The sequence below is a fragment of the Mycolicibacterium litorale genome, from assembly GCF_010731695.1.
Taxonomy (GTDB): Bacteria; Actinomycetota; Actinomycetes; order Mycobacteriales; family Mycobacteriaceae; genus Mycobacterium; species Mycobacterium litorale.
The window spans coordinates 3491824-3513743 of the sequence record NZ_AP022586.1; the positions used below are offsets into that span (position 1 = coordinate 3491824).

The following is a 21920-nucleotide window of genomic DNA, read 5'->3' on the forward strand; positions in this document are numbered from 1 at the left end:
CCGGCCGTGCCGGATCGGGAGTGTCGGAAACTTGTCCTAGACTCAGGCCCGTGACTTGTCAGCCGATCGAGAAGGCGCCGGCGGCTCTGCGGCCTATTCACTATCTGGGCAACAAAAGCCGGTTTCTTCCATACATCGAATCTGCGGTTACAGATGTACGAAGAACCGACGGCGTCGCAGTCGACTTGTTCTCCGGGTCTGGAGTGGTAAGCCGCGCATTGGCGACGAGTCATGCAGTGATGGCTGTCGATATCCAGGCCTACTCAGAGGTGCTTGTCGGAGCGCTCACCCGCCCAGCCGCCTTCGACGATTCGCTCCTGGAAGCGATCACGGCCGGCGTGTCCGAACGTCTCAGTGGACTCCCCAAGGCGATTTGGGACTTGATTGACTATGAACAGCAGGCCCTCGACGCGGCCGATACGGGTCAATTGGCACATCTTCTGGAGACGGGCTCGCTTATTGCCGGTCGGCCATCCGGCTCAGCCTTCGAAGATGTCCATCGACGAGCCCGTCAGTCGGTCGAGCAACTAGGCAGCGGGCACATCATGCTGCGTTACTACGGTGGCGTATATTTTTCTTATCGCCAGGCTGTCGAACTCGATGCGATCGTCGCAATTGTTCGTGCCCTAACTGATGATCTCCGGACTACGGGCCTTGCCGCAGTCCTCGGCACAGCGAGTGATGTAACCTCGACCGTTGGCAATCATTTCGCTCAGCCCATCCGGCCGCGGGATCGCGACGGTCGTTTGAAGAATGGGTGGTCAGCCCGAATCTGCAAAAGCCGGTTAATGTCGGCAGTAGACGGGTTCAAACTATGGGTTGTGCGGTACCGAGGACTTTCGCACACCCCGTACGCATGTACGTCGGTCCGAGGCGATTATCGAAATGTGTTGGCACGACTGCAAGAAGGCGACGTGGGTGTCGTTTACGCCGACCCGCCGTATACACGCGATCACTACAGCCGCTTTTACCACGTACTTGAGACGCTCGCCCTAGGGGACGATCCCGGAGTCAGCGTGATCCCAGGTACGTCAGATGAGCCCAGCCGCGGGCTATACAGAGTGCAGCGGCACCAGTCTCCGTTCAGCATCCGCTCAGAGGTTTTGCCGGCATTTTCCCAGCTGTTCGGGCACTGCAAGCGCCTCGGCGCCCCGCTTGTCTTATCCTATTCACCCACCGGAGCTGGGACCAAGGCGCGACCGCAGCCACGACTATTGACGGTGCCGCAACTCATTGACCTCGCTAAAGGGTACTTTGGGAACGTTACGGTCAGCGGCACCGATCGAATTGCCCATAGCAAACTGAACAGGCGCCATTTCAACAGCGAGATCGATTACGATGCCGAGATACTCATCATCGCGCAACCGTAATTGTTCTGTAGCCAGTTAGAGCCCAGTATTGGATAACTGCCAAAGGGCGGAAGTCGGCCAGGCAGAGCGCAGTTCGACGCTACTACACCGAATACGGCGCATCCGATCGGCGCGACCGGACCAGCGATCCGTCAAGAGCCCGTCGACTTCTCCGTAGCCCGGTTCTCCGGGTAGCAACAACGTATAAAAGAAGTAGCCAGACTTCTGACGGAGGAATACGCCTATCGGTCGACCCGTCTGCGGATAGTCCCTGCCCTTCGCTGCAGCGAGTTCGAAGCGGTAATTATCGCTCTGCACTTCCACACTGGGGCGATTCTCAACATCGCCGATTAACCCATCGGCATCGACGTGACGGAGGACGATACGGCGCTGCGGAGAACCGACTTTAGCGCCGAAAAACCGTTCGTAATTCTCAACGTCAAAGTTGGCTTGTGACCATCGGGTTGACGATTTCGGGATTTCGGCAACCAGTACCTCGTTCGTCGACGTGAGAACATTCGCGGTAGGTACGGCCGGCTTCAGCGAGGAACGCTCATTGCCGGTATTGCCCGCGACACGCTCCAGCACGCTAGCGGCGGTTATCGGCGCCATGTCGGCGCTCCGATCATCGAGGAATGTTTTAATGGAATCGAGCGCGGACTTCGCTTCCGAACCAGTTAGGTGACTGACGGTAAAAGCTTCCCAGTTGCCGAGTAGCCCACCCATTGTCAAGTTGCCCGAACCAACGATAAGGCTGAGGTGGGAAGTGTGTTCGAACCAGCTAAGCTTTGGGTGGAACAGTGCAGTACCAGGGTTAAGAAAGGCGCTGACTTGAAGATAAGGATGTTTCGCCTGCAGATCGCATAAGCGCATCACCGCTCCGGTATCTGTCACGGTGTCGGTGCCCACCGTCAACCTAAACTCACTGATTCCGACGAACTCGCTAAATATCTCGTTCGCGACCAGTGCGTCTGCGCCATATCTCGTAGCCCAAGCGAAGACGCCACCGCCGCGGTGTGCACCGATAGATTCATATAAGAGGTGCTCCAGCAGGTTGCCGCTAAGCGGCTCAGGGCGCTGGAAGTGAAGCACGGTTACCCTCCGTGTTGTTAGGCGCCAACTTCTTCTACGCCGTCGGAGCTTACGCTGCACGCGACAACCGTGAATCCGGCCTGCGGTACTAAGTCGGTAGCTACGCGGAGGCGCGGGAGGGCGACCCGCTCAACAGTGCGACGACTTTGCTCAATTCCGATCCAGCGGCGACCCATCTGGTGGGCCGCGAGCGCCGTGGTTCCGGAGCCAAGATAGCAGTCCAACACGAGGTCGCCGGGATCGGTGGCAATTGCTACGATCTGCTCAAGTAGCTGGCGCGGTTTCGGAGTGTCAAATGCTGGCTCGCCGGGTAGCTCTTTGTGCAGAGCCTTCTTCGCAGACGTCGTGGACCCAACCTCATCCGCTCTCCAAATTGTGAATGGCGCAAGACCGGAGATCTCTGCCGCATAACGCTTCAGTCGGGGCTTGCCAGCGCCGGCGCGTGGCCAGTAGACGAGACCCTGAGCGTCGAGTTCGTTTAGGCGGTCTTGGGTGTACGTCCAGCAGCGCCCCGCAGGCGGATCATGCCGCGCGCCGGTGGGCGTAACAACGGTATAAAACTGGGCTGCAGTAGCATGGCCGGCCTGCACTGTCATCGGTACGGATCGCCACGGGCCGCGCGGATCGTCGTCAGGGTTACTGAACGCCCCAGTGTCAGGCAGCCCATTACGCAGACGCTTCCATGCGACAGGTCCTGCTGGAGCGTACACATGGATATAATCATGCATTGAGCTGAACGCTTTTCGGTTGTCCCTCGAGGTCCGCTTTTGCCAGACTATGGTGGCTACAAAGGCCTCGGCGCCGAACACTTCGTCTAACACGCAGCGCGCACGATGCTGTTCGGAGTCGTCGAGGTGAACCCACACGCTGCCGTCGTCAGACAATAACTCCCGGATACGTATGAGATGTTCTCGGAAAACTGTGAGCCATGTTGAACTATCCATCCGGTCCGCATAGTGACGAAATTGCTCACCTGTATTATATGGGGGATCGATATAGCAAAGCCGCACTTGACCGAGTGCATTTGCCGACTGAGATTGAATTAGTGCGTCCATCGCCACCGCTGCATCACCCTCAATCAACAAATTGACCGGGCGTTCACCAACTTGAAGCACCGTGGATAACTCGATCCGGCGCCCCGTCGACAACGAGTCGAGCGATCGCCCTTCAGCGGTAGTATCTGTGGGCTTGCCAACCCATTTGAGCTCAACATCGGCTTGAGCGGCGCCCGTTACCTGCCGGGCGCGTGGCCTGCGTTGGTCGGAGCGTGCCTTCCGAAAGCTCACTAAACCACCCTCTCGTCTTCCGCCGGATGCGCGACTCGACAGTATCGTGACCCAACGACAGTCTCGGTTAAGACGGGAACGCGTCGCTCCCCGGACTTCAAGCCATCGATCTGGCCGAGTCCCGCGAGGCGGGAGCTCTGCGTCCAAGCTTGGCGACATCTGAGGAGTTCAACCCTGTCGCTAGCTGCGGTTCCCGCAATGCGGCAACACTCTTGCTCATCGCAGCTTGCCAAACACCCACACCTGTTCAGGACCTGCTGTTTGCTCCTAGCATCGCCGTACGAGCGGCCCGACAGGCGGTGGCTGGTATGCGACAGCTCGCATCGTCGATCGCTTCACCGACCGTGCCACCGATCCCTCCGCACCGCCGACTACGTCCACCTACGCCGCGCCCGCGTTGACCTCCGATCATTCATCTCGACCGTCCTGGCCACGGTGTCCCCGCTCGCGTACTACGCCTGCCAGGCCTACGCCGCGACCACCCCCGAGGGCGAACGCCGGGTGCTGCACGACCTGGAGACGGAGGGCATGTTCATCGACGACCTCGTACTCGTCGCCCGCGGGCACTTCCCACCACATCATCTACGACGCCCGACTCTTCGGACGGAACCGACAGGCCGCATCTTGCTCGGCGAGCAGGTAGCGAGCCCCACCACCCTCACCCCGCCCGCGCCACCACCCGACCATCCGGTACCCGCGTGAGCCCCAGATGCCCCCGCAGCGTCGACGTTGTGTACTCCCGCCGGAACAGCCCACGGTCTCGCAAGATCGGCACGACGTGGTCGACGAACAGTTCCAGCCCCGAAGGGAACACATCCGGCATCAGGTTGAACCCGTCCACCGCACCCGCGACGAACCACTCCTCGATCGCGTCCGCGATCTGCTCCGGCCCGCCGACCACCAACCGGTGCCACGTGATCACCCGGTCCAGCAGCTGTCGCACCGTCAACGACTCCCGCCGCGCCAGGTTCATCCATGATGTCCCGCGCCCCCTGCGACCCCGTGTCGGTCACCGCCCCGTCAAGCAGCCACTGCGGCAGCGGCTTGTCCCACGACAACTCGCTCACATCGACCGACAGCTGGCCCGCCAGATGCGCCAGCCGGCGCTCGCCCGCCAGCTCGTTGAGCTCGTCGTTGCGCCGCCGCGCCTCCTCCTCCGTGCTGCCCAGCACAAAGGACAGCCCCGGCATGATCCGTATCGCATCCCGCGGGCGCCCATATGCCACTGTCCGCGAACGCAACTCCGCAGCGTTACGCAACGCATCCGGCAGCGACGCCTGCGCGGCGAACACCCCGTCGGCGTAGCGCGCCGCCAGATCCAATCCGCCCGAAGATCCGCCCGCCTGGAACAGCACCGGATGCCCCTGCGGCGTCCGCGGCAGCGTCAACGGCCCGTCCACACGGAAGAACTCGCCGTGATGGTCGATCGTGCGGATCGCCCCCACCCGGCTGAACGCACCCGTCTTCTTGTCCGCCAGCACCGCGTCGTCATCCCACGAATCCCACAGCGCCCGAACCACATCGATGAACGCCGGTACCGCTCGCGGCGGTCCGGCTGCCCGCCTCCGCCGAAGTTGTTCCACGCGTAGGGATCACTGCTCGTCACCACGTTCCACGCCACCCGCCCGCCGCTGAGGTGGTCCAGCGAGGCGAACCGTCGCGCCACGTTGTAGGGCTCCTCGAACGACGTCGACACCGTCCCGATCAACCCCAGATGCGTCGTCGCCGACGCCAACGCCGACAACAGCACGATCGGGTCGAGCGCCAGCGGCGGCGCCACCAGCGGCTCGTCAGGCTTCTGAAACAGCGACGGGCTGTCCGCCAGGAACAACGCGTCCAGCGTGCCGCGTTCGGCGATGCGCGCGACGTTGATCCAATACGACAGATCGGTGAACCAGCTGGGGTCCGCGCCCGGGAATTACCATGCCGCCGGGTGCATTCCGTCGGACAGGACGTTGACACCCAGGTGCAACTGCCGCACGGTCACGCCGGGTCACCCGGCAGCGCCAGCTTTTTCACCTCGGGGTCGGTCGCGATGAACTCCTGCACCCGCGGATCCTTGAACGCCTTGATGAGGTTCTCCACATTCTCGGTGTCCACATAATCGCTGCCCACCGTCAGGACCGAGGCGAACTCGTCGGGCGACTTCGGCGCGAAGATCAGCTTGTCCTCGCTCACCCCGGCCGCCAGGAACGACTCCGCGTAGCCGACGATCGCGTCGAGATCCCGCAGCGCGCGCGGCTGCGCCCCGAAGTCGAGCAGGGTGAACTGCAGGTTCTTCGGATTCGCGACGATGTCCTTGACCGTCAACGCCGTGATGTCCGCATCTGGCCGCAGCGTGACCAGACCGGTCTGCGCCAGGTACCAGATGCCCTGCGCGTTGTTGGCCGGATCGGCCAGCAGCCACACCGTCGCCCCATCCGGCAGGTCCTGCGGGCTCTTGTACTTGTCCGACCAGACCCCGAACACCCAGTGGAAGAACGGACCCGTCGCCGCCTCCTCCTTGAACGAGGGGTTCGCGTCGAGCACCTGCTGCAGCCAGTGCCGGTGCTGGAGGATCGTCCCGGCGTAGCGGCCGTCGCTGATGGCCTGGTTGATCTGCGTGCTGTCCCCCAGCCCGACCGCACCGACCTTCACGTCGTAGTCGGGAGCGATGTTCTCGGCGATGTACTCGATGATCGCCTTCTCGGCCGGATTGGAGTCGAGGTAGACGACATCGAGCGTCGCGCCCGCGGTCTCATTGGCCGAGGTCGTGCCGCCGCCGCGCTGCACCACGAAATAGGTTGCCGCCGCGATGATCACCAGCACGGCGATCAGGACCAGCGGCCAGCGGCGCCGCTTCTTCAGCGTGAAACCATGCGGGTCGGCCGGCTCGGCCGACACCGATTCATCGATGCTCATGAGATCAGCACTCTGACGCACCAACGTCGCAGCGCCCAGAGTTGCGATCACCGCGATCCACTCACCGTGATCGCAAAGCTGTTGGGCACTAGTCCCTTTTGGCACCGTGACCGCATCGGCGATGACGCCTGCGCACAATCTCCCCTCGAAGGGCAACAATGATCGAGCTGACCGAGCTGACCAAGGTCTACGGCCACGGCGAGCACCGCACCGTGGTGCTCGACCGCATCAACTTCCGCGTCGACGCCGGCGAGATCCTCGCCGTGGTCGGGCCCAGCGGCGCCGGCAAGAGCACCCTGGCCCAGTGCATCAACCTGCTCACCGCGCCGACGTCCGGTTCGGTCGTGGTCAACGGCGAGGACCTGACCACGCTGTCGTCGCAGAAACTGCGTGTCGCCCGCCGTCGCATCGGCACCGTGTTTCAGTCGGCCGGCCTGTTCGAACGCCGCACCGCGGCCCAGAACGTAGCCCTCCCGCTGGACTACCTCGGCGTCACCGCGGCCGAATCGCGTGCGCGCGTCGCCGGACTGCTCGACCGGGTCGGCCTGTCCGACAAGGCCGACCACTACCCGTTCCAGCTCTCCGGCGGCCAGAAGCAGCGCGTCGGCATCGCCCGGGCACTGGCGTTGCGCCCCTCGGTACTGCTCTCCGACGAGGCCACCGCCGGGCTCGACCCGACCACCACCGACTCCGTCGTCGCCCTGCTGCGCGAACTGCGCGACGACCTCGACCTGTCCATCGTGTTCATCACCCACGAGATGGACACCGTCCTCAAGATCGCCGACTCCGTCGCGCGCCTCGACCGCGGCAGCATCGCCGAATCCGGCCGCCTGGTGGACCTGCTCACCGACCCGCAGTCGGCACTCGGCGCCGAGCTGCGCCCGCAGGGCGTCGCCTCGAAACCGGCCGACAGCCAACAGGTCTGGCACGTCGTCTACGACTCCCCCGACGTCCCGTCAGACTGGATCGCCCGCGCCTCGCTCGATCTCGGCGTCCCGATCGCGGTGCTCGGCGCGTCCGTGCAGGAGGTCCACGGCGTCACCGTCGGGTCCGCCACCCTGGGCATCGCCGCCGACCTCGGCCACCGGGCCACCGAGGTCCTCGCGCGCTACGGCCTGTCGACCGGCGAGAAGCGTGTGCGGAGCGCGGCATGACCCAGTCGCTGCTGGCCAACGCCAAAGTCCCGATCAACGAACTGCCCGCCCTGCTGTTCCCGGCGCTGATGGACACCCTCATCATGGTCGGCATCGTCATGACCATCGTGGTGCTCGTCGGCGTTCCGCTGGGTGCGCTCGTCCACAATCTGGCCCCGGGGGGATTGTTCGAAAACCCGGCACTGCACACGACATTGAGCTGGATCATCAGCGTCGGACGGTCGTTGCCGTTCTTGATCCTGATGGCCGCGATCATGCCGTTCACCCGCTTCATCACCGGCACCAACATCGGTATCGCCGCCGCGGTGGTCCCGATGTCCCTGGCCGGGATCGCGTTCTTCACCCGCATCGTGGAGAACTCACTGCGCTCGGTTCCGCCGTCGGTGGTCCAGGTGGCGCGCGCCTCGGGCGGGTCGCGGCTGCAGATCATCCGCACCGCCCAGCTCACCGAGGCGGTGCCCTCGATCCTAGGCGGGCTGACCATCAACATCATCGCGATGATCGAGTACTCCGCGATCGCCGGAACGATCGGCGCCGGTGGAATCGGCTACGTCGCAGTCACTTACGGATACCAGCGCTTCGACCAGGGCGTCATGCTGGCGACCATCGTCATTCTCGTCGTCACCGTCGCCGCGGTCCAGCTGATCGGTGACGCCCTGGTCCGCTTCACCACACCCCATGCCCGCGTGAGAGGAACCGTCAACGCATGACCACCACCGATGTCGACAAGTCCGACGACCACGGCTTCGAACTCAAGAAACGCCCCACGTGGATCTGGATCGCCGCCAGTCTCGTGGTCGTGGTCGCGTTGATCGTCGCCGGCCGGTTCCTGTTCTTCGGCAAGACGGAGTCGCCGAACGAGATTGCCGGTGCGACACTGATCGTGGCGACGAACGAGGGCAACGCCGCCGAACAGGCCCTCATCGAATACATCTCCCGCGAGGTCGCGCCCCGGCACGGCATCAAGGTCGGGTTCCGCGGCCTGGCCGACAGCAACACCATCAACCGCGCGGTCAGCGACGGTGAAGTCGCCGGCACGATCTATCAGCACAAGCTGTGGCTGGGGCAGGTGCTCGAGGCCAACCCCGACTTCCAGGAGGAGGCCGCCACACCCGTGTTCCGCTGGGGCTTCGGCATCTGGTCGGACAAGTACACCGACGTCAACCAGCTGCCCGACGGCGCCAACGTCTCGCTGTACTCCGATCCCGCCAACGAGGCCCAGGGCCTCTGGCTGCTCGAACGCGCAGGCCTGATCACGCTCAACCCGGCCGTCGACAAGTGGACGGCGACGCAGAAGGACATCGTCGCGAATCCGAAGAATCTCAAGTTCACGCTGCTCGACTTCGCCGCGCAGTCCCGCTCGCTGCCCGACCTCGACGCGGCGGTGGGCTACACCGAGTACTACCTGGCGGCCAAGATCCCGCTGCAGCAACAGATCTTCGCCCCACCCGCTCCGGACGAGTTCGCCGGACAGCTGACCATCGGCAGCCGCTGGGCCGACACCGACAACATCAAGAAGCTCGTCGAGACGTTCAAGGATCCGGCCGTCCAGCAGTTCCTGGCCACCGATCCCAGCGTGAAGGGCATCCTGCTGCCGCTGTGACCTCGATGCTCAGTCGACGCCGAAGCGTTCCTCGATGAGTCGTTCGTGCGCTCGTCCGTCCGTGAGCTCGGCGCGATCCTCCGGATGACGCCAGTAGTGCCGCACCATCCAGTACAAACCCACTCCGCGGGGAACGTAGAGGTCGGCGCCCTCGATAATCACCTCACTGCCGTCGTTCAGCGCCAGCACGATCGCCTTTCGGGTTCGCTTCTTCTCTGGTGTGTCCAGGACATCGTCGATGTCGTCCCACGCGTAAAACTTGGTGCGGATCACATCGGTGTTCTCGACACCCGCGGGGGTCAATCGGACGTACCCCCAGCCGTTCCTGCGCCGCCAGCCCTTGATCAGCCGCCCGACGACCAGTATGACGACGACGGCGAAGGCGTACGGCGAGGCTCGTCGCGGAAGACTCGACGTGGACATGTCCAGCACCCCGGTGAAGTACAGGACGTTGTACAGCACAGCTGTCGCAATGAAGGTCAGCAGCGAGACGAACCCGAAGACGGCCATCCAGCGGTCCGGCAGCACAGTGGTTCCTGATGAGTCGTGCCGCACGCGATATGGCACGAAACCGTAGGAAGCGCGCGCTATTCCGACGGCCACGGGCAGTGGGCTGGCGGCGAGCAGAAGGAAGAACACCGCCGTCGGGTAGCTGCCACGGACGGCCGCCGATACGGCGTACTCCAATCCGAAGCCGATGAGGAGGAAGCCGAACGCAAACAGCCAGCGGTACCTCGTGCGCGCACGCTGCCACGCATCGGGCTCGGGCAGGTTCAGTACGGGCACAAGACGTTCCCCACCGCCTCACCCAGGTCGGCCCCTTTCCAACCCCCGAGCAAGGATCCGCCGAACGCGAACAGCGGAACGGCGCCAACTGCAAGCGGGCCGGTCACCGCACCTACGGCCGCGCCCGCGGCTGCGCCCGCCTCAGCACCCGCCCAACCGCCCCCTGCTCCACCGATACCGCCGAACGCCGCGATGCACGCATCCCGGCCCGACTCGGCCATCACCATGTCGAACACGGTGGTCGCCAGACCCAGCGCAGGCCCACCGAACTTCGCCGCCTTGCCGATGTCATCGACGGACCGCGCGGTGAGCATGGGAAGCCCGCGGCCATGGTCCACATGCTTCTCCAGGCCGGACAGCACCGCTCCCGCGCCCAGGGACATCTTGTCGATCAGCTCCACCGGCACCGCCTGATGCCGACCGCCGGCGGTGGTGAACCCGGCATTGCGGTATCCCGTCGGGTCCATCGACATCGTGAAGTTCGACCCGTCGGGCCACGTGACCGAGGTGTAGTCGCAATCGCTTCCGAGGTCGTGCCACGAACTCGACCGCGAGACCTCCTCACCCGTCTTGTCGAACTGCTCGACGGTGATGAACTCCTGCCGGTCCGGCCAATCGAACGGGTCCTTCCGCGTGATCTCCTGCCTACTGCCGTCCTGCATGAACACCGTCGTCACCTCCTCGCCGTACGCACTCTCCGACTCGACGACCTCCCGGACGGTGATCGACATGTCGCCCTCACGCAAGGCCTCCTGCTGGAGCATGCCGACTGGATTCCGTGGATCCGGCACCTGATCCTGGGGCTTCTGCGGCGCAAGCGGTATCGCGAACGCTTCATTCGACGGGCTAACTGCGACGAACCCGAAACGCCCGCCAGCCTCGGACACCGCGCTGGCCATCCCTTCGTCCGCATCGCCCACCGCGGTCAGCAAGCCGTTGATCGCACTCTGTTCCGCGGCCGCAAGCTTGACCATCTCGGCGAAGTCCTCCGCCGACATTCGCACCGGATCGATGAGCACCACCCACTGATCGGTCACGCTCAGCGGCCCGGCATCCACCTGGTCGGCCCTGGCCAGCAGCGCCGCCCGCGCCGCACCGATCGCGTCGGCGCCGTTGCGCAGCGCGGTCGCGACCGCGTGCGCGTACTCCGAGAACTCGGTGGCGTCGGCGTTCGCCCGCCCGAACATCGCGCTTGCGGCGTCATGGGAGCGACCCTCCCATGCCCGCGTTTCGGGCATCCGACCGCACGCGGTGTCGACGCCCTTGACCACGGCGGCCACAGTGTCCGCCGCCGCGCCGACTGCACCCGCCGACGCGGCCAGCGCGTCGGGGTTCCAGCTTTCCAGCGTTGTCCGTGACGGCAACATCGTTCAGAACAGCCCGTCGAACTGTCCTGCGAGCGCGCCGTCTGCCACCTCGAATGTGTCACCCGCGCCGCGTACTGCCTGACCCATCTTCGTCACGTTGTCCGCCAGCTGTGTTGCCATCCGACTGAAGTGTTCCCCCACCGTCCACACCGCCCACTGCGTCGTCGAGCCAGGCAGTGCGTCGCCTGCGGACGACGTCTTGCCGCCCACGTCCGCTTCATCGATATCCGCCGCTGCGATATCCACCTGATGGGCAAATGCACGCAGTACTTCCGGGTCTACCAGCATCGCCGCCTCCTGCAGCCGCTTCCTTGACCTTTCGATTCTGCGGTATCGCAGGCACCTCCGACTCCGCTAATTTTCCGCGAGTCACACCTCCGTCGGCGCAGGCCCGCCGCGACACGAGTGCAGATACGCCGGATAGTCCCACGTCCGCAGGAACTCCTCGGCGGCACGCAACCCCCGCTGGTAGAGCGCGTCGCGCTCCTCGGCGCTGATGTTGAAATCAAGGGTGCCGACGGAGTCGGTGGGGACGAAGATCGTCCGCGCCACCGTGCACCGGTCGTCGATGTAGGCGGCGTCCTGATCGCTGATCAGCGTCTCCAGCGCCCCGAACGCCAACGACAACGGACCCCGGATCTCATGCGTCGGCACCCTCCCGACCGGTGCGGACAGCCGGATCCCGAACGTCGGCCAGCGCGGTTGGTCGTCGGAGCTGTCGAACAACTGGACCGGGAAGTTCGACAGCAGCCCGCCGTCGACCCACGTCGCCCCGCTCACCTCGACCGGTTCGAACGCGAACGGCACCGCCGACGAGGCGCGAACCGCCCGCGCGACCGGGAACTCGTCGGGGTCCACACCGTAGTTGGGCAGATCCCACGGGATGCGGACCAACCGGCGCCGGGAGAGATCACTCGCGGTGACCACCAGCGACCACGCATTGCGCTGCGGGTCTTCGCCGGTGCGCAGATCGCCGAACGTGCGGACCCCCAGCCCGCCGAGCAGCTCCGTCAGCAGGTTCTCCAGGTACTCGCCTCGGTACAGCCCGTTCTTCGCGGCGAGCGAGAGCGCCGGACCCACCACCGGTATCCGCGTGAGCAGGGTCGGGTCGGCGAACTTCGAGTAGTCGATCTCTCGGGCGAGTTCGTCCAGACGCGACAGCGGCTCCCCGGCGGCCTGCAATCCGGCGATCAACGAGGCCACCACCGCGCCCGCGCTCGAACCGGCGACCCTGGGAAACTCGTATCCCGCGGCGGCGAGCGCATGCACGGCTCCGACCAGACCGATACCGCGGACACCGCCGCCTTCGCACACCAGATCCGCACGGTTCATCTTTCGAGGCTAGGCCGCATCGGCCCGGTGGGTCACCCGCGCCGCGGTTCCCCCGACTCGTCGTCGTCGTGCTCGGTGACCGCCGAGTCGCCCGCGTCGTCGACCCAGGCAGCGCATCGCCCGCGGAAGAAGTCCTGCCGCCCAGGCCGCCCACGCCGGTAGCCGCCGTCGCGATATTTACCCGACCGGCACACGCGCGCAGAACCGCTGGGCTCAGTATCGGCACCCTCATCCATGATCTTCCGATTCTGCGGCACAGCTGACACCCCCAACTTCGCTAATTTCCTGCACCGATGCGCTAAGACAGACAAATGCCGACCGCCTTCCGCTACCCGCCCACCGGCCGCCGCGCCCGGCTGACCAGAGCGGCCCGCAAGATCGGCATCGACCTCCTCCCCGACGAGACCACCGCCCAGAAATTCATCGCCGGCCTGACCGCAGGCGACCCCACCGCCGAACGATTCGTCGCCGAGACCTACCACGGCGACCTCGGGGCGCGGAAGGCCCGCGACCTCGTCGAGCGCGCCCAAACAGACGGCATCGACACCGTCGAAGAAGCGCCCGACTCGATGCGTGACCTCTTCGCCGAATTCGAACAACGCCCCGCCTGGCTCGACCCCGACCTCCTCGAGCAGGGCGCCGCCGTCTGGCGCCGCTGGGCCTACGCCCTCGGCGCCCTCGGCAACGCCGGCACCAACGACACCTACACCGAGGGCTGGCTCGCCGTCCCCCTCTCCCTGTCCGGCGGCTACGCCGGCGACCGGGCGCTACACCGCTACCTCGAAACCTCGAAGTGGTGGATCGAAGTCTGCCGCCCCGGCGCCCTGCTCACCCCAAACTCCCTCGCCCGCAACATCTCTCTGCATGTGCGCATCATGCACGTCAGCGTCCGTGACCGCGTCAAACACCACCCCGAGTGGAACAGCGAACGCTGGGGCCTGCCCATCAGCCAGTCCGCCATGCTGCTCACCCTCCTCGGCGGGAGCGTCGCTCCCGCCCTCGGCCTCTTCGCCCTCGGGCACCTCACCTCCCCGCACGAGATGCGCGCGGTCCTGCACTTCAATCGCTACTGCGGCCACCTCGTCGGTGTCCGCTGCGACGGCTACTTCCCCGAAACCGTCGCCGACGCCTGGCGCATCCTGTTCCTGGCCGACTCCGCCCGCAGCTACGACAGCGCCGGCAGCGGAAGCGAGCTCGTCGAATCCTTCGTCCCTGCTTTTGAACCCACGTCGGCCCACAAGGGTCTCCAACGGCTGAGAGCCGAGTACCACTACCGCATCCAAGCCGGCTACCTCGGCCTCTACATGCTGCCCTGGAACCGACGCCGCTACCGCCTGCCCTCGGCGCTCCCCGGCATCGCCCTGCTCCTCGCCCGAGCCCCGTTCATCGCCGCCCTCGAAATCGCCCGGCGCCTCAGCCCTGCAATCGACCGAATGTGGCAAACCGCGAACCTCAAGAGGTGGGAGCGCTGGCTCGAATGGCAGTCCGCCGGCAAGGCCGCGACGTTCGAAGCCGCTGCGCCACTTCGTCGCTGAGCCATCACGCACAGCTATGCCCGAGCGACCCCACAGCACATTCCCAGGACTAGATCCACTACGGACGCTCGTTGTTCAAAGTGACGACCACAGAAGCCGTCACCGATCGTCCACGGGAGCGTCCCCATGCCAACTCCAGCCAACGAGCGCGAAGCGCGGCTCCTCCGCCGCTTCGACCAGCTGACCTCACACGACGCGCAACTCGTTGCCGCCCAACCTGATCCAACTATCACCGAAAGCCTCAACGGGCCCGACGTCCGGCTCACGGACGTCATCCGCACCATCATGACCGGCTACGCCGACCGCCCCGCCCTCGGCCAGCGCGCGGTGAAATACGTCACCGACGCCACCGGCCGGACGGTCACCGAACTGCAGCCGCGCTTCGACACACTGACCTACCGGGAGACCTGGGGACGGGTGCAGGCGCTCGCCCACGCGCTGGCCGGCAACCCCGTCCGCCCCGGTGACCGGGTCGCCACGCTGGGCTTCATCAGCGCCGACTACGCCATCGTCGACATGGCCCTTGCGCTGACCGGAGCCGTCGCGGTGCCGCTGCAGACCAGTGCACCCTTGACCCAGCTGCACCCGATCGTGGCTGAAACCGAGCCCGTGGCGATCCTCTCCAGCATCGACGACCTCAGCGACGCCGTCGAACTCGCGCTCACCGCTCATGCACCGCAGCGGTTCATCGTGTTCGACTTCCACCCGCAGGTCAACGACCACCGCGAGGCGTTCGACGCCGCCACCGCTCGGCTCCGCCCGCGACACCTGACCGTAGAGACCCTCGACGACGTCATCGCACTGGGCGGGCCGGGCATCGACGAGCTGCAGATCCACCGTGGCAACCCGGATGACCTGCAGCTGCTGATCTACACCTCCGGCAGCACTGGCGCGCCGAAGGGTGCCATGTACACCGACCGCCTGGTGGCGGGCTGCTGGCGCAGGTGGTTCACTCCCGACTGGGACGCCGACGACAGGTTGCCGGCGATCACCGTGAACTTCATGCCGATCAGCCACGTGATGGGCCGGACCATCCTGTACTCCACGCTCGGCGTCGGCGGGACCGCCTACTTCGCCGCCCGCAGCGATCTGTCGACGCTGCTCGACGATCTCGCGCTCGTACGCCCGACGCGGCTCGACTTCGTCCCGCGGATCTGGGAAATGCTCTTCCAGGAGGTCCAGAGCGAGGTCGAGAAGCGGCTCGCTAACAGCCCGGCGGGCGCGAACCGCGACGCCGTCGAGCACGAGGTGATGACCGAGAAGCGCGAAAACCTCATCGGAGGGCGGCAATTCGCGGCGATGACCGGCTCCGCACCGACGTCACCGGAACTGCGTGCCTGGGTCGAGGACTTCATCGACGTCCACCTGGTCGACGGCTACGGCGCCACAGAGGCAGGGGTCACGCTCATCGACGGGCGGGTCCAGCGTCCACCGGTCACCGACTACAAGCTGGTCGACGTGCCGGACCTGGGCTACTTCACCACCGACCGGCCCTACCCACGCGGTGAGTTGTACCTCAGGTCAACCAATCTCATCCCCGGCTACTACAAGCGGCCCGACGTGACCGCCGAGCTCTTCGACGCCGACGGCTGGTACCACACCGGCGACGTGATGGCCGAGACCGGACCCGATCAACTGCAGTACGTCGACCGCCGCAACAACGTTCTCAAACTCTCGCAGGGCGAGTTCGTCACGGTCTCCAAACTCGAAGCCGTCTACGGCGGCCACCCGTCGATCCGTCAGATCTTCGTCTACGGCAACAGCGCCCGCTCCTACGTGCTGGCGGTGATCGTGCCCACCGATGACGCGCTGGTGAGCGTGGGCGGCGACGTCGACGCGGTCAAATCGCTGCTGAGCGAGGCGTTGCAGAGTGTCGCACGCGAGGCCGGCCTGCAGTCCTACGAGATCCCCCGCGACTTCCTGGTCGAGACGCGCCCGTTCACTCTCGAGAACGGCCTGCTCACCGGCATCCGCAAGTTGGCCCGCCCGCAACTCAAGGAGTACTACGGGCCCGCTCTTGAAGGGCTCTACACGGAGTTGGCCGACAGCCAGGCCGAGGTGCTGCGCGAGCTGCGGCAGAACGGCGCCGACGGACCCGTGCTGGAGACGGTCACCCGGGCCGCCGAAGCATTGCTCGGCGCCGCCGCGGCCCACACCGCACCGGACACCGCGTTCACCGATCTCGGCGGAGATTCCTTGTCTGCGTTGACATTCGCGAATCTCTTGCACGACATCTTCGCCGTCGACGTGCCGGTCGGCGTGATCGTCAGCCCGGCCAGCGACCTCGCCTCCATCGCCGCCTACATCGAGGCGCAGCGCACCGGCGGCGCCAAGCGGCCCACCTACGACGCAGTGCATGGCCGCGACGCCACCGAGGTCCACGCGAGAGACCTGACGCTGGACAAGTTCCTCGACGCGACCACCCTGGCGGCCGCAGCGGACCTGCCCGGACCCAGCGGCGAGATCCGCACGGTGCTGCTGACCGGCGCCACCGGGTTCCTCGGCCGGTATCTCGCCCTGCAGTGGCTGGAGCGGATGAACCTCGTCGGCGGCACGGTCATCGCGTTGGTCCGCGCCAAGGATGACGACGGCGCGCGCGCCCGCTTGGACGCGACGTTCGACAGCGGGGACCCGAACCTGCTCGCCCACTATCGGGAACTCGCGGCCGACCACCTCAAGGTGCTCGCGGGCGACAAGGGCGAGGCCGACCTCGGTCTGCGCCGCGCGGACTGGCAGCGACTGGCCGACACCGTCGACCTCATCGTGGATCCCGCGGCGCTGGTGAACCACGTGCTGCCCTACCGGCAGCTGTTCGGGCCGAACGTCGTCGGCACCGCCGAGCTCATCCGCGTCGCCCTGACCACGCGGATCAAACCGTACGTCTACGTCTCGACGATCGGCGTGGGGGACGGCATCGCACCGGGCCGCTTTGTCGAAGACGCCGACATCCGGCAGATCAGCGCCACCCGCAGCATCGACGACAGCTACGCCAACGGCTACGGCAACAGCAAGTGGGCCGGCGAAGTCCTGCTGCGCGAAGCGCACGACCTGGCCGGCCTGCCGGTGTCGGTGTTCCGCTGCGACATGATCATGGCCGACACCAGCTACGCCGGGCAGCTGAACGTGCCGGACATGTTCACCCGCCTGATGCTGAGCCTGGCCGCAACCGGCATTGCCCCGAACTCGTTCTACGAGCTGGATGCGGGTGGCAGCCGCCAGCGGGCCCACTTCGACGGTCTACCAGTCGAATTCATCGCCGACGCCATCTCCACGCTCGGCGCCGCGGTGCAAGAGGGGTTCGAGACCTACCACGTGATGAACCCCCACGACGACGCCATCAGCCTGGACACCTTCGTCGACTGGCTCATCGAGGCCGGCTACCCGATCACGCGGGTGCCTGGGTACGCGGCGTGGCTGGAGCGGTTCGAGACCGCGCTGCGGGCGTTGCCGGAGAAGCAGCGCCAAGCATCGCTGTTGCCGCTGATCCACAACTATCAGAAGCCCGAGCACCCGATCAACGGCTCGCTGGCGCCGGCCGATCACTTCCGCGCCGCGGTGCAGGAGGCCAAGATCGGGCCGGACAAAGACATCCCGCACCTGTCGGCGCCGGTGATCGTCAAGTACCTGACCGACCTGGAGCTGCTCGGGCTGCTCTAGTCCCCTGGGGGTGTCGACCGTCTACCGTGGAAGCCATGGCCGGAAACATCGACGCCGCCCACCCTCCGCCGGCGCTGCTCAAGGTCGTCAACCCCACGCTGCGGTTCGCGCTGCGTACGCCGCTGGGCGCCGTGCTCAAGCAGTTCATGGTGGTGAGCTTCACCGGTCGCAAGACGGGCCGCCGGTACTCGGTCCCCGTTAGCGCCCACCACCTCGACGGTGAGCTCTACGCGATCCTCGAGGCCGGCTGGAAGCACAACTTCGGCGACGGCGCCCCGGCCGACGTCCTCCACAACGGCCGCACCACCCACATGCACGGTCAGCTCATCAACGACCCCGAGGCCGTCGCCGACATCGTGCACCGCGTCGCGACGTCCTACGGCGCCAAGAAGGCACAGCAGATGATGGGCCTGAAATTCCGCGACAACAACGTCCCGTCGAAGGACGAATTCGTCGCCGCGGCGCGGCAAGGCCTTGCGGCCATCCGACTCACCCCCGCCACGTGACGGAGTTCGACCTCGAGGCGCTGTCGACCGCCCACCACGGTTACACCGCCCGCGACGATGACGACGACGATCGCGTCCTGCCCTCAACACCTTCGAGAAGGCTAGGTCTTGAGCGAATCTTCGCGTGAGCAGAAGCGATCTGCCGACAACGTCTGGGCGGAGGTGCAGTACCGATCGCGGCAATGGATGGAAGCCAGCACACCCGTCTATACCCTCAGCCGCAACGTGCCGAATTACATCATCGGAGTTTCAGACACTCACATCCATCGCCGCTCCGCGGAAGGCCATTCCGTGGACCAACAGACGACCATTTCGCGCCGCATGATCGCGACACTCTGGAGTGAATTGTCCCGCGATGGCCAGACGAGCAAGGCAAGCATCACACACGTCCTTCGATTCACTTACGCCCTCCTGCAACGGAGCGTTCCAGGCATCGCATTCGATCCGGATCCCTACTTCCGATTGGTTCTCGTAGATTCCGACGAGGCCAACCGCGAGTTCGACCCGACAGCCGACCCGACGCCAGGCCTTGCCCCGTTGCCAACCCGAACCGGAGGCTCCGGCCGCTCAATCGGGGGTGGCGGTGGCGAGGGTCCTATCCACGCAGCGATCAAAGCCAAGATCAAGAATGATCCGGTCGCAGCGGTCGGGGAACGACTCACCTTTCTCTCGGAGGATCTATCAGAACGCCTTGGCGACGAAATTCGCTTCGCCACAGGTGACCGGGTGGATCTGCTCATGAAGGATCAAGACGGAAATTACGTAGTCATCGAGGTCGAGCCGACGATAGGCCCGCACGATGATGTCGGCTTCCTGCAAGCGGCCAAATATTGGGTACTGCTGGCCGTCTCGAAACGCATTGCGCTTGATCGGGTCCGACGTATGGTCGCGGCCACCTCGGTTGACCGCGGCCTACGCGAGCTCTACGAAGCTCGGTATGGCATCGAGTGGCGGGAAGTGTCGCTGCCGTAGTCAGCGTCTGCATCCGGTGCGAGCACCTTGCCAGCGACAGGTCCGCGTTACCGTTTTCTGCTACACGTGGTGCTATGACCGAGATCGACCTCGAGGCGCTGTCGACCGCCCACCACGGTTACACCGTCCGCGACGATGACGACGACGATCCCGTCCTGCTCGACCGCGCCGGGAACCCGATCGAGACCTGGCGAGAGCGCTACCCCTACGACGAGCGGATGCCCCGCGCCGAATACGAGTGGCTGAAGCGCAAACTGCAGATCGAGCTGCTCAAGGTGCAGCGGTGGAGCAAGCGGACCGGCGCGCGCCACGTGATCATATTCGAGGGCCGCGACGCCGCAGGTAAGGGCGGCACCATCCAGCGGTTCATGGAACACCTCGATCCCCGCTATGCGCGCACGGTCGCACTCGAGAAGCCGACAGAGCAGGAGCGGTCGCAGTGGTACTTCCAGCGCTACGTCGCACACCTGCCGACCGCCGGTGAGATCGTGCTGTTCGACCGGTCCTGGTACAACCGCGCCGGCGTCGAGAAGGTGATGCGCTTCGCGACCGAAGAGCAGCAAGCGGAGTTCATGCGCCAGGCGCCGGTGTTCGAGGAGATGCTCGTCAACGACGGCCTGCACCTCACGAAGTTCTGGTTCTCGGTGTCTCCGGCCGAGCAGCGCACCCGGTTCGCGATCCGGCTCGTCGACCCGCTGCGGCACTGGAAGTTCTCCGACATGGACATCGAAGCGGCAAGGCGCTGGGACGACTACACCCGCGCCAAAGAGGAGATGTTCCTTGCCACCGACACCGACCACGCACCGTGGATCGTCGTCAACACCAACGACAAGAAGCGCGGACGCATCAACGCCATGCGCTTCCTGCTCTCGAAGTTCGACTACGACGACAAAGACTGCGACGTCGTCGGCGAGCCGGATCCGCTGATCGTCGGCCGCGCGCTGGCCGATTAATCCCGCACCGCGAAGACCGGCCATCGCTGCGGGATGCCCTTGAGCTCATGGCGGCCGCGGTCGGCGAATTCGATGCGCGATCCGAGCACCAGCGGCGGCACCACCCCGGACACCAGCACCTCCCCGGGCGTCGCGAGCGCCATGATGCGCGCGGCGATGTGCACCGCGATGCCGTGGACGTCGCCGTCGGCCACCTCCACCTCGCCGGTGTGCAACCCGGTGCGGATCCTGAGGCCGAGCTCGGCGACCCCTTCGCCGATCGCCCGCGCACAGTGGATCGCCCGCGCCGGACCGTCGAATGTCGCCAGCGCCCCGTCCCCGGTGAACTTCACGACCGCACCGCGCGCACCGCTCACCTCACGCTCGACGATGCGGTCGTGCGCGGCGAGCAGCGCCGTCCACTGATCGTCGCCCAGGGCCGCGGCCAGTTCGGTGGAGCCCACGATGTCGGTGAACAGCACGGTGGACAGCACCCGGTTCGACTGCGGCACCGCGCGACCGCCCGTGACGAACGATTCGATCTCGTCGACCACACGGTCCGCATCGCCGGCGAACCACGCGTTGTCCTCGCCATCCAGCTCGACCAGCCGCGCATGCGCGATCCGGCCGGCCATGTCCACCGCATGGTCATGACGGACGTGCCGGTCACCGCGCCGAGGCAGCAGCAGGGTCGGCGCCTGGACACTGCCCAGTGCGGGCCGGATATCGGTGTGCAGGAACAGCTCCAGAATCGCCCGGAAATGCGCGGGACCGCCGGCCAGCCGCTCGTTGCGCGCCCACCACCGCCGCTTCGCCGCGTCGCCCGACCAGCTGGGCGCCAGCCGGTCCACCACCGCGCCGCTGCCCACCGCCTGCGCGGCCACGTCGAGATACCTCGCCAACACCGGTTCGGGCATCCCCACGGGATGGTCCGGGCCACGCACATACCGCGCGAACGGACTGCACAGCACGAGCGAACGCACCCGATGCGGATGGCTGCCCGCGAGCAGCAGCACCGGCAGCCCCGACTCCGACATCCCGAACACCGTCGCGGACTCGCTGCCCACCGCGTCGAGCACCGACACCAGCCCGTCCGCCCACGATTGCATCGCCGGGCGGTCCTTGATCGGCACGGCATCGGAACTCCCGGTGCCGAGCAGATCCGTCAGGATCAGCCGGCTGAACGACGCCAGATGGCGTAGGTGCCCGGCGACGGTGGGTTCATCCCACAGCAGATCGATCGGGAACGTCGCCGTCGGCACGAAGAGCAGGTCCGGACCCGCGTCACCGACAACCTGATACGCGAGATGGGCGTCGCCATCCCGCGCGTACAGCGTCTCCGGGGCGGACGCCATGGCACGAGCATGGCACGACCGCGACATCCGCGTCAGCGACTGTGAACCATCCGGCGCCTGCCCTCGTATCACCCGGTAGGGCCCTGTCCGCCC

19 protein-coding genes and 1 pseudogene are annotated in these 21920 nt (G+C 65.8%); 11 read left to right on the forward strand and 9 right to left on the reverse strand.

Features of this window, described 5'->3' with window-relative positions; genetic code table 11:
- The first annotated feature begins 50 nt into the window (after positions 1 to 50).
- Complete coding sequence (locus tag G6N30_RS16585) at positions 51 to 1370, forward strand: DNA adenine methylase (RefSeq protein WP_163687630.1); 1320 nt, start codon at positions 51 to 53, stop codon at positions 1368 to 1370.
- Positions 1371 to 1385: 15 nt separating this feature from the next.
- On the opposite strand, the gene G6N30_RS16590 is transcribed toward G6N30_RS16585, so the two are convergent.
- A complete protein-coding gene (locus G6N30_RS16590) occupies positions 1386 to 2441 on the reverse strand; it encodes a phospholipase D family protein (RefSeq protein ID WP_134054599.1) in 1056 nt (351 codons plus the stop codon).
- A 17-nt stretch (positions 2442 to 2458) separates the two neighbouring features.
- Positions 2459 to 3727 carry a site-specific DNA-methyltransferase gene (locus tag G6N30_RS16595; protein WP_163687633.1) on the reverse strand — a complete coding sequence of 423 codons (1269 nt, stop codon included), beginning with the start codon at positions 3725 to 3727 and terminating at the stop codon, positions 2459 to 2461.
- A 435-nt stretch (positions 3728 to 4162) separates the two neighbouring features.
- On the opposite strand from G6N30_RS16595, the gene G6N30_RS16600 reads away from it, so the two are divergent.
- Positions 4163 to 4429 carry a hypothetical protein gene (locus tag G6N30_RS16600; protein ID WP_179965471.1) on the forward strand — a complete coding sequence of 89 codons (267 nt, stop codon included), beginning with the start codon at positions 4163 to 4165 and terminating at the stop codon, positions 4427 to 4429.
- Here G6N30_RS16600 and G6N30_RS16605 read toward each other — a convergent pair.
- Together G6N30_RS16605 and G6N30_RS16610 are read right to left on the reverse strand one after the other, a co-directional pair.
- A pseudogene (locus G6N30_RS16605) lies at positions 4386 to 5714 on the reverse strand (LLM class flavin-dependent oxidoreductase). The gene G6N30_RS16600 and the pseudogene G6N30_RS16605 overlap by 44 nt on opposite strands.
- Positions 5711 to 6628 carry a MetQ/NlpA family ABC transporter substrate-binding protein gene (locus G6N30_RS16610; protein WP_134054603.1) on the reverse strand — a complete coding sequence of 306 codons (918 nt, stop codon included), beginning with the start codon at positions 6626 to 6628 and terminating at the stop codon, positions 5711 to 5713. Before G6N30_RS16610 ends, G6N30_RS16605 begins: the two are co-directional and overlap by 4 nt.
- 158 nt (positions 6629 to 6786) lie before the next feature.
- On the opposite strand from G6N30_RS16610, the gene G6N30_RS16615 reads away from it, so the two are divergent.
- From G6N30_RS16615 to G6N30_RS16625, 3 genes are read left to right on the forward strand one after another with little or no spacing between them, the layout of a single operon-like run.
- Complete coding sequence (locus G6N30_RS16615) at positions 6787 to 7782, forward strand: methionine ABC transporter ATP-binding protein (protein WP_134054605.1); 996 nt, start codon at positions 6787 to 6789, stop codon at positions 7780 to 7782.
- Complete coding sequence (locus G6N30_RS16620) at positions 7779 to 8492, forward strand: methionine ABC transporter permease (RefSeq protein WP_134054607.1); 714 nt, start codon at positions 7779 to 7781, stop codon at positions 8490 to 8492. Before G6N30_RS16615 ends, G6N30_RS16620 begins: the two co-directional genes overlap by 4 nt.
- On the forward strand, positions 8489 to 9385 hold the full coding sequence (locus G6N30_RS16625) for a MetQ/NlpA family ABC transporter substrate-binding protein (RefSeq protein WP_134054609.1): 897 nt from the start codon (positions 8489 to 8491) through the stop codon (positions 9383 to 9385). Before G6N30_RS16620 ends, G6N30_RS16625 begins: the two co-directional genes overlap by 4 nt.
- 9 nt (positions 9386 to 9394) lie before the next feature.
- Here G6N30_RS16625 and G6N30_RS16630 read toward each other — a convergent pair whose 3' ends face one another.
- From G6N30_RS16630 to G6N30_RS16645, 4 genes are all read right to left on the reverse strand, one after another.
- Positions 9395 to 10171, reverse strand: coding sequence for a PH domain-containing protein (locus tag G6N30_RS16630; RefSeq protein WP_134054611.1), 777 nt, complete (start codon positions 10169 to 10171; stop codon positions 9395 to 9397).
- Entirely contained in the window at positions 10159 to 11538 is a 1380-nt protein-coding gene (locus G6N30_RS16635; protein ID WP_134054613.1) for a WXG100 family type VII secretion target, read from the reverse strand. The genes G6N30_RS16630 and G6N30_RS16635 overlap by 13 nt, the downstream gene beginning before the upstream one ends.
- Positions 11539 to 11541: 3 nt before the next feature.
- Positions 11542 to 11826 carry a type VII secretion target gene (locus G6N30_RS16640; RefSeq protein ID WP_134054615.1) on the reverse strand — a complete coding sequence of 95 codons (285 nt, stop codon included), beginning with the start codon at positions 11824 to 11826 and terminating at the stop codon, positions 11542 to 11544.
- A gap of 81 nt (positions 11827 to 11907) precedes the next feature.
- Positions 11908 to 12870 (reverse strand): patatin-like phospholipase family protein, encoded by a 963-nt coding sequence (locus tag G6N30_RS16645; RefSeq protein ID WP_134054617.1) that lies wholly within the window; start codon positions 12868 to 12870, stop codon positions 11908 to 11910.
- Between the two features lie 311 nt (positions 12871 to 13181).
- On the opposite strand from G6N30_RS16645, the gene G6N30_RS16650 reads away from it, so the two are divergent.
- The 6 genes from G6N30_RS16650 (at position 13182) to ppk2 (ending at position 20493) form a co-directional block, all read left to right on the forward strand.
- Positions 13182 to 14405, forward strand: a complete 1224-nt coding sequence (locus G6N30_RS16650) for an oxygenase MpaB family protein (protein ID WP_134054619.1) — start codon at positions 13182 to 13184, stop codon at positions 14403 to 14405.
- 126 nt (positions 14406 to 14531) lie between these two features.
- Positions 14532 to 18062, forward strand: a complete 3531-nt coding sequence (gene car, locus G6N30_RS16655) for a carboxylic acid reductase (protein ID WP_134054621.1) — start codon at positions 14532 to 14534, stop codon at positions 18060 to 18062.
- A gap of 35 nt (positions 18063 to 18097) precedes the next feature.
- On the forward strand, positions 18098 to 18568 hold the full coding sequence (locus G6N30_RS16660) for a hypothetical protein (RefSeq protein ID WP_179965472.1): 471 nt from the start codon (positions 18098 to 18100) through the stop codon (positions 18566 to 18568).
- On the forward strand, positions 18565 to 18696 hold the full coding sequence (locus G6N30_RS27350) for a hypothetical protein (protein ID WP_264007041.1): 132 nt from the start codon (positions 18565 to 18567) through the stop codon (positions 18694 to 18696). Before G6N30_RS16660 ends, G6N30_RS27350 begins: the two co-directional genes overlap by 4 nt.
- Positions 18677 to 19540, forward strand: coding sequence for a PDDEXK family nuclease (locus G6N30_RS16665; protein WP_134054625.1), 864 nt, complete (start codon positions 18677 to 18679; stop codon positions 19538 to 19540). Before G6N30_RS27350 ends, G6N30_RS16665 begins: the two co-directional genes overlap by 20 nt.
- A gap of 74 nt (positions 19541 to 19614) precedes the next feature.
- A complete protein-coding gene (gene ppk2, locus G6N30_RS16670; protein WP_134054627.1) occupies positions 19615 to 20493 on the forward strand; it encodes a polyphosphate kinase 2 in 879 nt (292 codons plus the stop codon).
- Here ppk2 and G6N30_RS16675 read toward each other — a convergent pair.
- Positions 20490 to 21827 carry an adenylate/guanylate cyclase domain-containing protein gene (locus tag G6N30_RS16675; RefSeq protein ID WP_134054629.1) on the reverse strand — a complete coding sequence of 446 codons (1338 nt, stop codon included), beginning with the start codon at positions 21825 to 21827 and terminating at the stop codon, positions 20490 to 20492. The genes ppk2 and G6N30_RS16675 overlap by 4 nt on opposite strands.
- Positions 21828 to 21920 lie beyond the last annotated feature (93 nt).

Coding starts and splice junctions, on each gene's coding strand:
- G6N30_RS16660 (WP_179965472.1), top strand. CDS start 18,098: ATGGCCGGAAACATCGACGCCGCCCACCCTCCGCCGGCGCTGCTCAAG.
- G6N30_RS16650 (WP_134054619.1), top strand. CDS start 13,182: ATGCCGACCGCCTTCCGCTACCCGCCCACCGGCCGCCGCGCCCGGCTG.
- G6N30_RS16620 (WP_134054607.1), top strand. CDS start 7,779: ATGACCCAGTCGCTGCTGGCCAACGCCAAAGTCCCGATCAACGAACTG.
- G6N30_RS16610 (WP_134054603.1), bottom strand. CDS start 6,628: ATGAGCATCGATGAATCGGTGTCGGCCGAGCCGGCCGACCCGCATGGT.
- ppk2 (WP_134054627.1), top strand. CDS start 19,615: ATGACCGAGATCGACCTCGAGGCGCTGTCGACCGCCCACCACGGTTAC.
- G6N30_RS16625 (WP_134054609.1), top strand. CDS start 8,489: ATGACCACCACCGATGTCGACAAGTCCGACGACCACGGCTTCGAACTC.
- G6N30_RS16640 (WP_134054615.1), bottom strand. CDS start 11,826: ATGCTGGTAGACCCGGAAGTACTGCGTGCATTTGCCCATCAGGTGGAT.
- G6N30_RS16675 (WP_134054629.1), bottom strand. CDS start 21,827: ATGGCGTCCGCCCCGGAGACGCTGTACGCGCGGGATGGCGACGCCCAT.
- G6N30_RS16635 (WP_134054613.1), bottom strand. CDS start 11,538: ATGTTGCCGTCACGGACAACGCTGGAAAGCTGGAACCCCGACGCGCTG.
- G6N30_RS16615 (WP_134054605.1), top strand. CDS start 6,787: ATGATCGAGCTGACCGAGCTGACCAAGGTCTACGGCCACGGCGAGCAC.
- car (WP_134054621.1), top strand. CDS start 14,532: ATGCCAACTCCAGCCAACGAGCGCGAAGCGCGGCTCCTCCGCCGCTTC.
- G6N30_RS16645 (WP_134054617.1), bottom strand. CDS start 12,870: ATGAACCGTGCGGATCTGGTGTGCGAAGGCGGCGGTGTCCGCGGTATC.